Below are 13,903 nucleotides of genomic sequence, written 5' to 3' on the forward strand. Positions count from 1 at the left end.
TTTCCTTATTTGATGAGCTGCAGGAAATAGTCGCGCCAGACAAACCAGGTCATCAGCGCAAACACGCCCAGAATCATCACCAGGGCATAGTGGAAGATGAACCCGGTCTGCATCCAGCGCACCACGCCGGAAATCCAGCCCACCAGCTTCCACGATCCATTGACCAGGGCACCATCAATGATGGCGCGGTCTCCCACTTTCCACAGACCCGAGCCGAGGGCGCGTGCACCACGCGCCAGGATGTTCTCGTTGAGCCAGTCCAGGTAGTACTTGTTTTCCAGCAGCGCATAGAGCGGCTGCACGCGTGCCTTGATGGCCGTGGGCAAAGCGGGATTGACCATGTACATGTAGTAGGACAACGCCACACCCGCCAGCGCCAGCCAGAACGGGGCCGTCTGCAATCCATGCAGGGCCATGGCCATGGGACCGTGGAAGATTTCGGCCAGTTTGGCCATGGCGGGATGCTTGACTGCATCCACAAAAATCACGTCCTTGAAGAAGTCGCCAAACAGCATGGGCTGGATGAACATGAAACCCACCACGACAGACGGGATAGCCAGGAGAACCAGCGGTACCGTGACCACCCATGGCGATTCGTGGGGCTCATGGTGCTCGCCATGACCATGTCCATGATCGTCCGCATGGTGCGCATCTGGATTCTGGTCAAAGCGTTCCTTGCCATGGAACACCAGGAAATACATGCGGAACGAATAGAACGCCGTGATGAAGACACCTGCCAATACGGCAAAGTGGGCAAACCCAGCAGCTGGCAGGTGGCTGAAATGGACGGCCTCGATGATGCTGTCCTTGGAATAAAAACCCGAGAACAGGGGGGTGCCAATCAGCGCCAGCGAACCGAGCAGGGAAGTAATCCAGGTGATGGGCATGTACTTGCGCACGCCACCCATCCAGCGGATATCCTGGTTGTGGTGCATGCCCATGATGACCGAACCGGCGCCCAGGAACAAAAGCGCCTTGAAGAATGCGTGGGTCATCAGGTGGAACACGGCCACCGAGTAGGCCGAGGCCCCCAGGGCCACCGTCATGTAGCCGAGTTGCGACAAGGTGGAATAAGCCACCACGCGCTTGATGTCATTCTGGATGATGCCCAGAAAGCCCATGAACAGGGCCGTGATGGCGCCAATGACCAGAATGAAATTGAGCGCCGTATCCGACAGTTCAAACAGCGGCGACATGCGGGCCACCATGAAAATGCCGGCCGTCACCATGGTTGCCGCGTGAATCAGAGCGGAAATGGGGGTGGGGCCTTCCATCGAATCGGGCAACCACACATGCAGTGGAAACTGGGCGCTTTTGCCCATGGCACCAATGAACAGGCAGATACAGATGACCGTGATGAGCATCCAGTCGGTTCCCGGGAAGGACAGACCGCCCAGTTCAGCCGTTTTGCCAAACACCTCGCCGTAATTGAGGGTGCCGGCATATGCCGCTATCAATCCAATGCCCAGAATGAATCCGAAGTCACCCACACGATTGACCAGGAAGGCCTTCATGTTGGCGAAGATGGCAGAGGGCTTGTTGAACCAGAAACCAATCAGGAGATACGAGACCAGGCCCACCGCTTCCCAGCCAAAGAAAAGCTGCAGCAGGTTGTTGCTCATGACCAGCATGAGCATGGAGAACGTGAACAGCGAAATATAGGCAAAGAAACGGTTGTAGCCGTCGTCCTCCTCCATGTAGCCAATGGTGTAGATGTGCACCATGAGCGACACGAAAGTCACCACCACCATCATCATGGCGGTAAGACTGTCGATGAGGAAGCCGACTTCCATCTTGAGCCCGCCCACGACCATCCAGGTGTAGAGCGTCTCATTGAAGCGTGCGCCATCCAGCGCCACGCTCTTGAGCGTCATGGCCGACAGGATGAATGCCACCAGCACACCCAGGATGGTCAGCGTGTGGCTGAGGCGTCGACCGATCCAGTTGCCACCAAAGGTGGTGCCAAGGATGCCGGCCAGCAAGGCGCCCGCCAGCGGCGCCAGCGGAACCGCCAGAAGCGTTGAAGCAGAAAGGGTTTGACTCATTCTTGAGAACCTTGGGAATGCGTGCGACTCAACCCTTGAGGGTGTTGAGGTCTTCCGCGTTGATGCTGGTCTTGTTGCGGAACAGCAGCACCAGGATGGCCAGACCGATGGCCGACTCGGCCGCAGCCACCGTCAGGATGAAAAACACGAAAACCTGGCCGTGCATGTCGCCCAGATAGTGCGAGAACGCCACGAAATTCATATTGACCGCAAGCAGCATCAATTCGATCGCCATCAGCAAAACGATCAGGTTCTTGCGATTGAGGAAAATACCGATCACGGCAAGGGCGAACAACATGGCGCCCAGTGAAAGAAAGTGGCCCAGCGTCAATGTCATGCTTTTTTCTCCTCGCCCGCAGGTGCACTGGCGACTTCGGGGGCAGGCTTCTGGGTTGCTGCCAGTTTCACCACCTGCAGACGATCACGCGCCCGCACCCTGATCTGCGTCGAGGGGTCGATCGCCTTGGTGTCCTTGCGCTGGCGCAGCGTCAAGGCAATGGCGGCAATCATGGCCACCAGCAAAATGACGGCGGCAATTTCCACGGGATACAGATATTCCGTGTAGAGCAATTTGCCCAGCGCCTTGGCGTTGGAGTAGGGAACCACCTGCCCCGCCGCATCCAGCACCACCGCGACGGCCTTGGGTTCATCCATGCCCCGAAAGCCACCCATGAGAACTGCCGCCATTTCCAGGGCGATCATGGCGCCCACGAAGGCGGCCAGCGGAAAATGCTTCCAGAAACCCTTGCGTATCGTATCGATGTGGATATCCAGCATCATCACCACGAACAGGAAAAGCACCATGACCGCCCCCAGATACACCAGGACCAGCACGATGGCGAGAAACTCCGCCTTGAGCAGCAACCAGATCGCAGCAGCCTGAGAGAAGGCCAGGATCAGGTTCAGCACCGCATGCACGGGATTGCGCGCGGTAATCACCCGGAATGCTGCGAACAGCAGCACCACCGAGAAGAGATAGAAAAAACCAGTCTTGGCGTCCATGAATCGGTTCTTTGTAGAAAGTCTGGCCTAAGGAACTCGCATCAGTACCGCATTAGCGGTACTTGGCGTCAGCGGCCTTGGCCGCAGCGATTTCACCTTCGTAGCGGTCACCCACCGCCAAAAGCATGTCTTTGGTGAAATACAGATCGCCCCGCTTCTCCCCGTGGTATTCGAGGATGTGCGTTTCAACGATCGAGTCCACCGGGCAGCTCTCTTCGCAAAATCCACAGAAGATGCATTTGGTCAGGTCGATGTCGTAACGCGTCGTGCGGCGCGATCCATCCTCACGCACATCCGACTCGATGGTGATGGCCATCGCAGGGCAGACAGCTTCACACAGTTTGCAGGCAATGCAACGCTCTTCACCGTTGTCATAGCGGCGCAATGCATGCAGCCCCCGGAAACGCGGCGACAAAGGCGTTTTTTCCTCGGGGAACTGCACCGTCACCTTGCGGCGAAAGGCGTAGCGTCCGGTCAGGGCCATGCCCTTGACCAGCTCCACCAACATGAAGCTCTTGAGAAAGTCTTTGAACGAAAAAGGTGCAGCAGCAGCAACAGCAGTCATTTGTGTCCCCGCTTATTTCCAGATATTCCACGGCGAGAGCAACCACCCGCCAACAATGAGCAGCCACACCAGCGTGACCGGAATGAAGATTTTCCAGCCCAGACGCATGATCTGGTCGTACCGGAAACGGGGGAAAGTCGCCCGGATCCAGATAAACATCGACACCACGGCAAAGGTCTTCAGACCCAGCCAGATCCAGCCCGGAATCCAGTTGAACAGCGCGCTGTCAATGGGAGACAACCAGCCACCGAGGAACATCAGCGCGGCCAGAATGGACACCAGCCACATGCTGGCGTATTCGGCCAGGAAGAAAATGGCAAAACCCATGCCCGAATACTCAACCATGTGTCCCGCCACAATCTCGGCCTCTCCCTCCACCACGTCAAACGGGTGGCGGTTGGTTTCTGCCACGCCGGAGATCAGGTACACCAGGAAAATCGGCAGCAGGGGCAACCAGTTCCACGACAGGAAACCCAAACCCTTGTCGGCGGCCATGCCACGCCCCTGCCCCATCACGATTTCGGTCAGGTTCATGCTGCCAGACACCATGATCACCACCAGGAAGCAAAAGCCCATGGCGATTTCATAGCTGACCATCTGCGCCGAAGCCCGCAATGCTCCCAGAAAGGCGTACTTCGAATTGGACGCCCACCCGGCAATGATCACGCCATAGACTTCGATGGAAGTAATGGCCATCACCAGCAGCAGGCCCGCATTCACATTGGCCAGAGCGACGTCTGGGCCAAAGGGAATCGCCACCCAGGCCGCCAGTGCGGGCATGATGGCCATGACCGGCCCCAGCACAAAGAGGCCTTTGCTCGCCGCGGTAGGCTGGATGATTTCCTTGGTCAGCAGCTTCAAGGCGTCCGCAATCGGCTGCAGCAGTCCGAAGGGGCCGACCCGGTTGGGACCATGGCGAACCTGCATGAAGCCCAGCAGCTTGCGCTCCCACAGCGTCAGGTAGGCAACCGCACCCATCAGCGGCGCCAGGATCACCACAATTTTCAGCAGGATCCAGAGTACGGGCCAGACGATGGCAGTCCACCAGCCATAGCTCAACAGGTTCAAACCTGCGTTGTGGATTGCATCAATCATGCCGCGACTCCTTCCTGCGCACGACGTGCATCCGCCGTCAGTTGCAACGAAGTGGCCCGTCGCACCAGTCCGTCCAGCTGGTAGATGGACGCCACGACCGGCTCACCCACTGCAGAGTTGGCAGCCTGTGGCAGCATGGCCTGGGCGTTATTCAACAGCGCAGATGACACCGTTGCCGTGCCACCTGCCGGAGTGCCGGTCGCCTTGGCAAGCACATCCTGGGACGTCTCGAAATCAAAACCCGGAACGTTCAGCAGATTGGCCAGCACCCGCAGCACCTTCCAGGCAGGCCGGGTTTCACCCAACGGCCGGACGACTGCATGGAAACTCTGCAAACGGCCTTCGGCGTTCACAAAGCTGCCCGATGTCTCGGTAAATGGTGCAATCGGCAGCAAGACATCGCTGAAAGCCATGTTGGCCTTGAACGGGCTCAGCGTGACCACCATATCGGTCTTGGCAAGCGCCTGACAAGCGGCTTCACCACCGGCCGCATCAAAGGCGGGCTCGGTATTCAGCAGGATGGCAGCTTTCAGGCTTCCACCAAGCATCTGGCCGGCATTCTGACCACCGTTGACAGGCATGGCACCGGCAAACTGTGCTCCCACCGTGTTGGCAGCCTCCGTGAGGTAACCCACCGTGGCGCCCGCCTGTTCACCGATCCACTGCGCCAGCGCCAGCAAGCGGCTGGCATGTGCATGGTGCGCAGCTGCGTTCCCGAGCAAGATGGCCTTGCGCTCGCCACCCAGCAGGGAACGGGCGATGGCCAAAGCCGAGCCGTCCACCGGAGCGGTCCCATCGGGAGCCGGTATGCCTTTTTCCTGGGCAATGGCGGCGGCAACGCTGGCGAGCGCCTGTTCCCATGCGCCGGACTGCTGCACCAGCGTGTGTGCCACGGGCATGGCCCAGTCATAAACTTCAGAATTGATGGCACTGACCGCACAACCATGGCGCGCTGCCTGGCGAATACGCTGTGCAAACAGCGGATGGTCCTTGCGCAGGTTGGAGCCGACCACCAGCACACGCTGCAAAGTGGAAAGCGATGCGATGGAGGTGCCCAGCCAGCGAATTCCGGCTGGTGCCGGGAATTCGGCATTGCGCAGCCGGTAGTCGATGTTCTCGCTGCCCAGTCCACGCACCAGGGAGCCTGCCAGATACAGCTCTTCCAGCGTGCTGTGCGGGCTCACCAGGGCGCCAATAGCGCCAGCGCCATGGTCGTTGCGAACGCAGCGCAAACCGTTGGCGACATATTCGAGTGCCGTCTGCCAGTCCACCTCTTGCCAGGTGCCGCCCTGCTTGAGCATGGGCCGGGTCAGGCGTTCGTCGCCGTTGAGCGCTTCATACGAAAAGCGGTCGCGGTCCGCAATCCAGCATTCGTTGACCTCTTCGTTCTCAAACGGAACGACGCGCATGACCTTGTGATTCTTCACCTGGACAATGAGGTTGGCGCCGGTGGAGTCATGGGGGCTGACCGACTTGCGGCGCGAAAGCTCCCAGGTGCGGGCGCTGTAGCGGAAAGGCTTGCTGGTCAACGCACCCACCGGGCAGATGTCGATCATGTTGCCCGAGAGCTCGGAATCGATCGTTTCGCCCGTCACGGTGGTAATCTCGGAGTGTTCACCCCGATGGATCATGCCCAGTTCCATGACGCCAGCCACTTCCTGGCCGAAGCGCACACAGCGGGTGCAGTGGATGCAACGGCTCATCTCCTCCATGGAGATCAGCGGGCCCACATCCTTGTGGAGCACCACGCGTTTTTCCTCTTCGTAACGCGACGAGGAAGCGCCATAACCGACGGCCAGATCCTGCAGCTGGCATTCCCCGCCCTGGTCGCAGATGGGGCAATCGAGCGGGTGATTGATGAGCAGAAATTCCATCACCGACTTCTGCGCCTGAATGGCTTTGTCGGTCTTGGTGCGCACGATCATGCCTTGCGTCACCGGAGTGGCGCATGCAGGCATGGGCTTGGGCGCTTTTTCGACGTCCACGAGGCACATGCGGCAATTGGCCGCAATCGACAATTTCTTGTGATAGCAGAAGTGGGGAATGTAGGTGCCAGCCTTTTCGGCAGCATGCATCACCATGGAGCCCTCGGTGACTTCTACCTTCTGACCGTCCAGTTCAATTTCAACCATATGCTTTTCTCGCGATCAGGCAGAGGGCGCAGCCTGAGGGGTCTTGTTCCGGATCAACGCTTCGAACTCGGGGCGGAAGTGCTTGATCATGGCGCGCACAGGCATTGCCGCAGCATCGCCCAGGGCGCAGATGGTGCGTCCCATGATGTTGCTGGCCACGGAATCGAGCACCTCCATGTCGGCAGGACGACCCTCACCACGATGGATGCGGTCCACCAGACGCCAGAGCCAGCCCGTGCCTTCGCGGCATGGCGTGCACTGTCCGCACGACTCATGCATGTAGAAATAGGACAGGCGCTTGAGGGACTCCACCATGCAGCGCGAATCGTCCATGACGATGACGGCACCCGAACCCAGCATGGAGCCGGCCTTGGCAATGGAGTCATAGTCCATGGTGCATTCCATGATGATGGATGCCGGCAACACGGGTGACGACGAACCACCAGGAATCACGGCCTTGAGCTGGCGCCCCGTCCGTACACCACCCGCCAATTCGAGGAGCTTGGCAAACGGCGTGCCCATGGGCACCTCGTAATTGCCGGGACGCTCCACATCGCCACTGACCGAGAAGATCTTGGTACCACCATTGTTAGGCTTGCCGCAGGCCAGGTAGGCTGCGCCACCGTTGCGGATGATCCACGGCACCGCCGCAAAGGTTTCGGTGTTGTTGATGGTCGTGGGCTTGCCATAGAGGCCGAAGCTGGCCGGGAATGGCGGCTTGAAGCGGGGCTGCCCCTTCTTGCCTTCCAGCGATTCGAGCAAGGCCGTTTCTTCGCCGCAGATGTACGCGCCAAACCCGTGGTGCGCATGCAGCTGAAAGCTAAAGCCGCTGCCCAGGATGCCGTTGCCCAGATAACCCGCAGCGCGCGCCTCTTCCAGCGCGGCCTCGAAGCGCTCGTAGACCTGGAAGATTTCACCGTGGATGTAGTTGTAGCCCACGCTGATACCCATCGCGTAGGCAGCAATGATCATGCCCTCGATCACGATGTGCGGGTTGTACATCAGGATGTCGCGGTCCTTGCAAGTACCTGGCTCACCCTCGTCCGAGTTGCACACCAGGTACTTCTGCCCGGGGAACTGCCGTGGCATGAAGCTCCACTTCAGGCCGGTGGGAAAACCCGCACCGCCACGACCCCGCAGACCGGACTCCTTCACGGTCGCAATCACCTGGTCCTGCGTGAGCCCCTCACCACCATCCTTGCCCAGGATGGCGCGCAGCGCCTGGTAGCCACCACGCGCTTCATAGTCCTTGATACCCCAGTTGGAGCCATTCAGGTCGGCGTAGATCTGGGGCGCAATGTGGCGGTCATGGAAGCAGGTTTCGACACCTGCCGCCTGGAATTGTGCAAGCACCTGGGCAGCCGTCGTCATTGCTTGGCCTCCACTGCACGCAGGCTGTCAACCAGTTGGTCGAGCTTGTCATTGCCCATGAAGCTGCACATGTTGCGGTCGTTCACCAGCATCACGGGCGCATCGGCGCAGGCACCGAGGCACTCGCATTGCTGCAGGGTGAACAGGCCGTCCGACGTGGTTTCCCCCATGGAAATGCCCAGCTTGTGCTCAAGGTGCTCCAGCGCCTTGCCGCCGTCACGCAACAGGCATGGCAGATTGGTGCAGACGTTGAGCTTGTACTTGCCCACCGCCTGCTGGTTGTACATGTTGTAGAAGGTGGTGACTTCGTGCACGGCGATCTGCGGCATGCCGAGGTACTCGGCAATACCCGCTTCACTGGCTTCGCTGACATGGCCCTGCTCCTGCTGCACGATGGACAGGCAGGCCATCACGGCCGACTGCTTCTGCTCCGGCGGGTACTTGGCCACTTCTCGCGCGAATCGCGCTTTGGTCGCTTCGGTAATCATCGATCAATCTCTCCGAACACGATATCCATGGTCCCAATGATGGCCACGGCGTCCGCAATCATGTGGCCCCGGGCCATTTCATCCAGCGTGGCCAGATGCGCAAAACCGGGGGCACGGATCTTCAGGCGATAGGGTTTGTTGGCACCATCGCTCACCAGATAGATGCCAAATTCCCCCTTGGGATGCTCCACTGCCGCATAGGCTTCGCCCTCGGGAACATGGAACCCTTCAGTGAACAGCTTGAAATGGTGGATCAGCTCTTCCATGTTGGATTTCATGGATTCGCGATCAGGCGGTGCAATCTTGTGGTTGTCGGTGATCACTGGCCCCGGGTTGGCACGCAGCCAGTCCACACATTGCTTGATGATGCGGTTGGACTCGCGCATTTCCTGCATGCGCACCAGATAGCGGTCATAGCAGTCGCCCGTCTTGCCCACAGGCACGTCGAAGTCCATGCGGTCGTAAACGTCGTAGGGCTGCGTCTTGCGCAAATCCCACGCAATGCCGGAGCCGCGCAGCATGGGACCGGTCATCCCCAGATTCAGCGCCCGCTCGGGCGTCACCACGCCGATACCCACGGTGCGCTGCTTCCAGATGCGGTTGTCGGTGAGCAGGGTTTCGTACTCGTCCACACAACCCGGGAAGCGCTGGGTGAAGTCGTCAATGAAATCAAGCATCGAACCCTGGCGGTTCTTGTTCATGGCCTCCAGGGCCTTGGCATTCTTGATCTTGCTGACCTTGTACTGCGGCATGCTGTCCGGCAGATCACGGTACACACCGCCGGGCCGGAAATACGCCGCATGCATGCGCGCACCGGACACGGCTTCGTACATGTCAAACAGGTCTTCGCGCTCGCGGAAGGTGTAGATCAGGATGGTGGAGCTGCCGCAATCGTTGCCATGCGAGCCGAGCCACATCAGGTGGTTCAGCAGACGCGTGATTTCAGCAAACATCACACGGATGTACTGCGCGCGCAGCGGCACTTCGATGCCCAGCAGTTTTTCAATCGCCAGGCAGTAGGCATGCTCGTTGCACATCATCGAGACGTAATCGAGCCGGTCCATGTAAGGCAGCGACTGGATATAGGTCTTGTGCTCGGCCAGCTTTTCGGTAGCCCGGTGCAGCAGACCAATATGCGGGTCGGCGCGCTGCACCACTTCGCCATCGAGCTCCAGCACCAGACGCAGCACACCGTGCGCGGCCGGGTGCTGCGGACCAAAATTCAGGGAATAGTTCTTGATTTCCGCCATGATGGATCACGTGAGACGCCCAGCGGCTCAGTGCAGGCCTCCGTACTTGTCTTCGCGAATAATGCGGGGCGTGATTTCCCGAGGCTCGATGGACACGGGCTCATAGACCACGCGCCGCTGCTCGGTGTCGTAGCGCATTTCCACATGCCCGGACAGCGGAAAATCCTTGCGGAAGGGGTGGCCGATGAAGCCATAGTCGGTCAGGATGCGGCGCAGGTCGCTGTGGCCATCGAACACGATGCCGAACAGGTCAAAGGCCTCGCGCTCGTACCAGTTGGCCGAGTTCCACAGATCGGACACCGACGCCACCACCGGAAAATCATCGTCCGGGCAGAACACCTTGACGCGCACGCGCTGGTTCAGGCTGACGGACAGCAGGTGCGACACCACGCCATAGCGGGCACCCTCGTTCACGGCGTCGGCATAGGCAGAATAGTCCACGCCACACAGGTCGATGAGCTGCTCGAAGCGGCAACCCTCGGCATCGCGCAACACGCGCATGGCATCCAGGTAATCAGCAGCAGCCACCACCACCGTGACTTCGTCCAGGGCCACCGTGATTTGGAGCGCCCGGGCGCCCAGGGCCGCAGCAATGTTGTCTTGGAGTTTTTCCGGCCGAATGGCAACAGCAGTCATCATCAACCCTTCAGACACGAGCAATGGTGTTGGTGCGGCGGATCTTCTGCTGCAACTGGATGATGCCGTAGATCAACGCTTCGGCCGTGGGCGGGCAGCCAGGCACATACACATCCACCGGCACGATGCGGTCACAGCCACGCACCACGGAATAGCTGTAGTGGTAGTAGCCACCGCCATTGGCGCACGACCCCATCGACAGAACCCAGCGCGGCTCCGACATCTGGTCATACACCTTGCGCAAAGCCGGTGCCATCTTGTTGCACAGCGTGCCGGCAACAATCATCAGATCGGACTGTCGCGGACTGGCGCGGAACACCTCGGCACCAAAGCGCCCGATGTCGTAGCGCGCAGCGGCGGCATGCATCATCTCGACCGCGCAGCATGCCAGACCAAAGGTCATGGGCCACAGGGATCCGGTCTTGGCCCAGTTCACCACGGAGTCGTAGCTCGTGGTGATGAAGCCTTCCTTCATCACGCCTTCAATCATTGCATCAGTCCTTGTGAAGCCCGCTCATTCCCAGTTCAGGGCGCCTTTTTTCCACTCGTAGGCAAAACCCACGACCAGGATGGCCAGGAAGATCACCACGGCGACAAAGCCGGTAATCCCTACCTCCTGCAGCGACACGGCCCAGGGAAACAGGAAGGCGATTTCCAGATCGAACAGGATGAAGAGAATGGCCACGAGGTAGTAGCGCACATCGAATTTCATGCGCGCATCCTCGAAGGCTTCGAAGCCACATTCGTAAGGGGAGTTCTTCGCCGCGTCCGGGCGATTGGGGCCCAGCACATACCCCAGGGCCAGGGGAACGACACCTACGGCGATGCCGACCAAGATAAACAAAAGGACGGGGAGGTACTGTTCGAGGTTCATCTGGAGGATGTGCTCACCGCTGTGGCCTTGCCCGTCAGAACCCTGGCCGGGTCATGCAGGCAGGCCTTTGTTTTGGTGCCGTCGGCGAGACTCGAACTCGCACAGCTTTCGCCACTACCCCCTCAAGATAGCGTGTCTACCAATTTCACCACGACGGCTGATTTTTCATCTGGATGGCATGAGGAACCTTGCGGTTTTGGCTTTCCAGACAATCCGGAATTCTACTCCGGAAAAACCCTGCTCCGGAGCCAGAAAACCAATTTAGTGCAGTTTATTTCGTCGGGATCTGCGCTGCACCCGAGGCGGGCGCTGCAGGCGCAGGAACCACCGTATTCGATCCTGCCGTCGCAGGCGCTTCCACCGAAGCCGCGGGAACCACTGCAGCCGGCGTTTCCAGCACGCTGCCCGAACTGGCGGGACGCACATTGCCAAAATAAGCCAGCGCCAGCGTCGCCACGAAGAACACCGTGGCCAGCACGCCCGTGGTGCGCGAAAGGAAGTTGGCACTACCACTGGCACCAAACAGGCTACCCGAGGAGCCGCTGCCAAAAGCGGCCCCCATGTCGGCACCCTTGCCATGCTGGACCAGGATCAGGCCAATCATGCCCAGCGCCGTCAGCATCTGCACACCCAAAATCACATTCACAAGCACATTCATTCTCTGTTCACTCCTGATTTAATCGCTGCCAGCGCAATCCCTTATTGGGCGGCAGCAATAATTTGCAAAAAGTCTTGGGCCTTCAATGCCGCACCGCCCACCAGGCCGCCGTCGATATCTGCTTGCGCCAGCAACTGCGCTGCATTGGCGGCGTTCATGCTGCCGCCGTACAGCAGGCGAATGCGGTCCGCATGTTCACTGGCGGCGGCCAACTGGGCCCGCAGCACGGCGTGCACCTGCTGGGCCTGCTCTGGCGAAGCCGTGCGCCCGGTTCCAATGGCCCAGACGGGCTCATAGGCCACCACGATTTCGCTGATGCAATGGCCGTTGAGATGGATCACCGCCGCCAGCTGGCGCTTCACGACCACCTCGGTCTGGCCAGCCTCCCGCTCGGCCAGGGTTTCACCCACGCAAACAATGGGCGTGATGCCCAGCGCCAGCGCCCGCTGCGCCTTGACGGCCACCACGGTATCGCTCTCGCCGTGGTACTGGCGGCGCTCGGAGTGCCCCACCAGCACATAGCGCACACCGAATTCCTTGAGCATGGCTGCCGAGGTTTCGCCCGTGTAGGCGCCCGCCTCATGCACCGAGACATCCTGCGCAGCCAGCGCCAGCGCCGACCCCGCCGCGATGCCCGCCACCTGCGCCAGATAAGGTGCCGGCACCGCCACCGCCACGTCGCAGGCGGGTTGCCCCATGCCAGCGATCAGGGCGCGCACCAGCGCGTCGTTGGCAGCCAGGCTGCCATTCATCTTCCAGTTGCCTGCGATGAGTTTCTTTTTCATGATGACCACGTCAAAACAATCTTGCCGATGTGCCGGTTGGACTCCATCAGCGCATGGGCCTGCGCGGCATCCGCCGCAGCGAAAGTGCTGTGAATGACCGGGCGGACCGTGCCCGCCGCGATCAGGGGCCAGACATGCTCACGCAGCGCGCGCGCAATGGCACCCTTGAACGCCACCGGGCGCGGCCGCAAGGTCGAACCCGTGATGGTCAACCGGCGCCGCAGCACCAGCCCCGCGTTGAACGCACTCTTGACCCCGCCCTGCACGGCGATGATGACCAGGCGACCGTCCTCGGCCAGGCACTCCACCTCGCGCGCCACATAGTCGCCGGCGACCATGTCCAGCACCACATCCACGCCCTTGCCGGCGGTGATGCGCTTGGCCTCCTCGACAAAGTCCTGCGTCCTGTAGTTGATGGCATGGTGCGCGCCCAGCGCCAGGCAGGCCGCACATTTTTCATCGCTGCCCGCCGTCACGATCACCGTGGCACCCAAGGCGCGCGCCAGCTGGATGGCCGTGACGCCAATGCCGCTGGTGCCGCCCTGCACCAGCAGGGTTTCGCCCGGCTGCAGGCGTCCGCGGTCGAACACATTGCTCCATACCGTGAAGAAGGTTTCGGGCAAAGAGGCCGCCTCGATGTCGCTGAGCCCGGCGGGCACCGGCAGGCACTGCTCGACCGGCGCCACGCACCACTCGGCATAGCCGCCACCAGCCACCAGCGCGCAAACGCGGTCGCCCACCTTCAAACCGGCCTTGGACAGAGCGACAGCATCGCCGCTTTCCACAACACCCGCCACTTCCAGCCCCGGAAGGTCGGAAGTACCCGGTGGCGGCGCGTAATGGCCCAGACGCTGCAACACGTCGGGCCGGTTGATGCCACTCGCACTGACGCGGATCAGCAACTCGCCCGTCCCCGCCTGGGGCATGGGGCGCTCGCCCAGGCGCAACACCTCTGGAGCACCAAAGGCCGTGATTTCTACAGCGCGCATACCGGAACCCTTC

General features: G+C 60.4%; 15 protein-coding genes and 1 tRNA gene. All 16 read right to left on the bottom strand.

Annotated features, from left to right (window positions below; genetic code table 11):
* Window positions 1-5 precede the first annotated feature (5 nt).
* On the bottom strand, window positions 6-2,045 hold the full coding sequence (gene nuoL, locus BLW02_RS03700) for an NADH-quinone oxidoreductase subunit L (RefSeq protein ID WP_092697091.1): 2,040 nt from the start codon (window positions 2,043-2,045) through the stop codon (window positions 6-8).
* A gap of 28 nt (window positions 2,046-2,073) precedes the next feature.
* Entirely contained in the window at window positions 2,074-2,382 is a 309-nt protein-coding gene (nuoK, locus tag BLW02_RS03705; protein WP_026436489.1) for an NADH-quinone oxidoreductase subunit NuoK, read from the bottom strand.
* Complete coding sequence (locus BLW02_RS03710) at window positions 2,379-3,047, bottom strand: NADH-quinone oxidoreductase subunit J (protein WP_026436488.1); 669 nt, start codon at window positions 3,045-3,047, stop codon at window positions 2,379-2,381. Before BLW02_RS03710 ends, nuoK begins: the two co-directional genes overlap by 4 nt.
* Before the next feature lie 52 nt (window positions 3,048-3,099).
* Window positions 3,100-3,612, bottom strand: a complete 513-nt coding sequence (gene nuoI, locus BLW02_RS03715; protein WP_092697092.1) for an NADH-quinone oxidoreductase subunit NuoI — start codon at window positions 3,610-3,612, stop codon at window positions 3,100-3,102.
* Between the two features lie 12 nt (window positions 3,613-3,624).
* The gene (gene nuoH, locus BLW02_RS03720; RefSeq protein ID WP_092697093.1) at window positions 3,625-4,707 is read right to left on the bottom strand and encodes an NADH-quinone oxidoreductase subunit NuoH; all 1,083 of its coding nucleotides are present in this window, start codon (window positions 4,705-4,707) and stop codon (window positions 3,625-3,627) included.
* Complete coding sequence (nuoG, locus tag BLW02_RS03725) at window positions 4,704-6,839, bottom strand: NADH-quinone oxidoreductase subunit NuoG (RefSeq protein WP_092697094.1); 2,136 nt, start codon at window positions 6,837-6,839, stop codon at window positions 4,704-4,706. The genes nuoH and nuoG overlap by 4 nt, the downstream gene beginning before the upstream one ends.
* 15 nt (window positions 6,840-6,854) lie before the next feature.
* Complete coding sequence (nuoF, locus tag BLW02_RS03730) at window positions 6,855-8,210, bottom strand: NADH-quinone oxidoreductase subunit NuoF (protein WP_092697095.1); 1,356 nt, start codon at window positions 8,208-8,210, stop codon at window positions 6,855-6,857.
* Window positions 8,207-8,698 (bottom strand): NADH-quinone oxidoreductase subunit NuoE family protein, encoded by a 492-nt coding sequence (locus BLW02_RS03735; protein WP_092697096.1) that lies wholly within the window; start codon window positions 8,696-8,698, stop codon window positions 8,207-8,209. The genes nuoF and BLW02_RS03735 overlap by 4 nt, the downstream gene beginning before the upstream one ends.
* Complete coding sequence (locus tag BLW02_RS03740; RefSeq protein WP_092697097.1) at window positions 8,695-9,948, bottom strand: NADH-quinone oxidoreductase subunit D; 1,254 nt, start codon at window positions 9,946-9,948, stop codon at window positions 8,695-8,697. The genes BLW02_RS03735 and BLW02_RS03740 overlap by 4 nt, the downstream gene beginning before the upstream one ends.
* Window positions 9,949-9,975: 27 nt before the next feature.
* Complete coding sequence (locus BLW02_RS03745; RefSeq protein WP_092697216.1) at window positions 9,976-10,584, bottom strand: NADH-quinone oxidoreductase subunit C; 609 nt, start codon at window positions 10,582-10,584, stop codon at window positions 9,976-9,978.
* A 10-nt stretch (window positions 10,585-10,594) separates the two neighbouring features.
* The gene (locus BLW02_RS03750) at window positions 10,595-11,074 is read right to left on the bottom strand and encodes a NuoB/complex I 20 kDa subunit family protein (RefSeq protein WP_007849129.1); all 480 of its coding nucleotides are present in this window, start codon (window positions 11,072-11,074) and stop codon (window positions 10,595-10,597) included.
* A gap of 24 nt (window positions 11,075-11,098) precedes the next feature.
* Window positions 11,099-11,458, bottom strand: coding sequence for an NADH-quinone oxidoreductase subunit A (locus tag BLW02_RS03755; protein ID WP_026436480.1), 360 nt, complete (start codon window positions 11,456-11,458; stop codon window positions 11,099-11,101).
* Window positions 11,459-11,531: 73 nt separating this feature from the next.
* Window positions 11,532-11,616, bottom strand: a tRNA-Leu gene (locus BLW02_RS03760).
* A 113-nt stretch (window positions 11,617-11,729) separates the two neighbouring features.
* A complete protein-coding gene (gene secG / locus BLW02_RS03765; protein ID WP_092697098.1) occupies window positions 11,730-12,116 on the bottom strand; it encodes a preprotein translocase subunit SecG in 387 nt (128 codons plus the stop codon).
* Between the two features lie 41 nt (window positions 12,117-12,157).
* The gene (gene tpiA / locus BLW02_RS03770) at window positions 12,158-12,901 is read right to left on the bottom strand and encodes a triose-phosphate isomerase (RefSeq protein ID WP_092697099.1); all 744 of its coding nucleotides are present in this window, start codon (window positions 12,899-12,901) and stop codon (window positions 12,158-12,160) included.
* Complete coding sequence (locus tag BLW02_RS03775; protein WP_092697100.1) at window positions 12,898-13,890, bottom strand: NAD(P)H-quinone oxidoreductase; 993 nt, start codon at window positions 13,888-13,890, stop codon at window positions 12,898-12,900. Before BLW02_RS03775 ends, tpiA begins: the two co-directional genes overlap by 4 nt.
* Between the last annotated feature and the right edge of the window lie 13 nt (window positions 13,891-13,903).

This window comes from Acidovorax soli (assembly GCF_900107605.1).
GTDB classification, from domain to species: domain Bacteria; phylum Pseudomonadota; class Gammaproteobacteria; order Burkholderiales; family Burkholderiaceae_C; genus Acidovorax; species Acidovorax soli.

Bases quoted from the DNA above. Each gene is read 5' to 3' on its own strand.
- nuoH (WP_092697093.1), bottom strand. From the start codon at position 4,707: ATGATTGATGCAATCCACAACGCAGGTTTGAACCTGTTGAGCTATGGC.
- BLW02_RS03735 (WP_092697096.1), bottom strand. From the start codon at position 8,698: ATGATTACCGAAGCGACCAAAGCGCGATTCGCGCGAGAAGTGGCCAAG.
- tpiA (WP_092697099.1), bottom strand. From the start codon at position 12,901: ATGAAAAAGAAACTCATCGCAGGCAACTGGAAGATGAATGGCAGCCTG.
- nuoL (WP_092697091.1), bottom strand. From the start codon at position 2,045: ATGAGTCAAACCCTTTCTGCTTCAACGCTTCTGGCGGTTCCGCTGGCG.
- nuoG (WP_092697094.1), bottom strand. From the start codon at position 6,839: ATGGTTGAAATTGAACTGGACGGTCAGAAGGTAGAAGTCACCGAGGGC.
- nuoI (WP_092697092.1), bottom strand. From the start codon at position 3,612: ATGACTGCTGTTGCTGCTGCTGCACCTTTTTCGTTCAAAGACTTTCTC.
- BLW02_RS03750 (WP_007849129.1), bottom strand. From the start codon at position 11,074: ATGATTGAAGGCGTGATGAAGGAAGGCTTCATCACCACGAGCTACGAC.
- secG (WP_092697098.1), bottom strand. From the start codon at position 12,116: ATGAATGTGCTTGTGAATGTGATTTTGGGTGTGCAGATGCTGACGGCG.
- BLW02_RS03740 (WP_092697097.1), bottom strand. From the start codon at position 9,948: ATGGCGGAAATCAAGAACTATTCCCTGAATTTTGGTCCGCAGCACCCG.
- BLW02_RS03710 (WP_026436488.1), bottom strand. From the start codon at position 3,047: ATGGACGCCAAGACTGGTTTTTTCTATCTCTTCTCGGTGGTGCTGCTG.
- BLW02_RS03775 (WP_092697100.1), bottom strand. From the start codon at position 13,890: ATGCGCGCTGTAGAAATCACGGCCTTTGGTGCTCCAGAGGTGTTGCGC.
- BLW02_RS03755 (WP_026436480.1), bottom strand. From the start codon at position 11,458: ATGAACCTCGAACAGTACCTCCCCGTCCTTTTGTTTATCTTGGTCGGC.
- nuoF (WP_092697095.1), bottom strand. From the start codon at position 8,210: ATGACGACGGCTGCCCAGGTGCTTGCACAATTCCAGGCGGCAGGTGTC.
- nuoK (WP_026436489.1), bottom strand. From the start codon at position 2,382: ATGACATTGACGCTGGGCCACTTTCTTTCACTGGGCGCCATGTTGTTC.
- BLW02_RS03745 (WP_092697216.1), bottom strand. From the start codon at position 10,584: ATGACTGCTGTTGCCATTCGGCCGGAAAAACTCCAAGACAACATTGCT.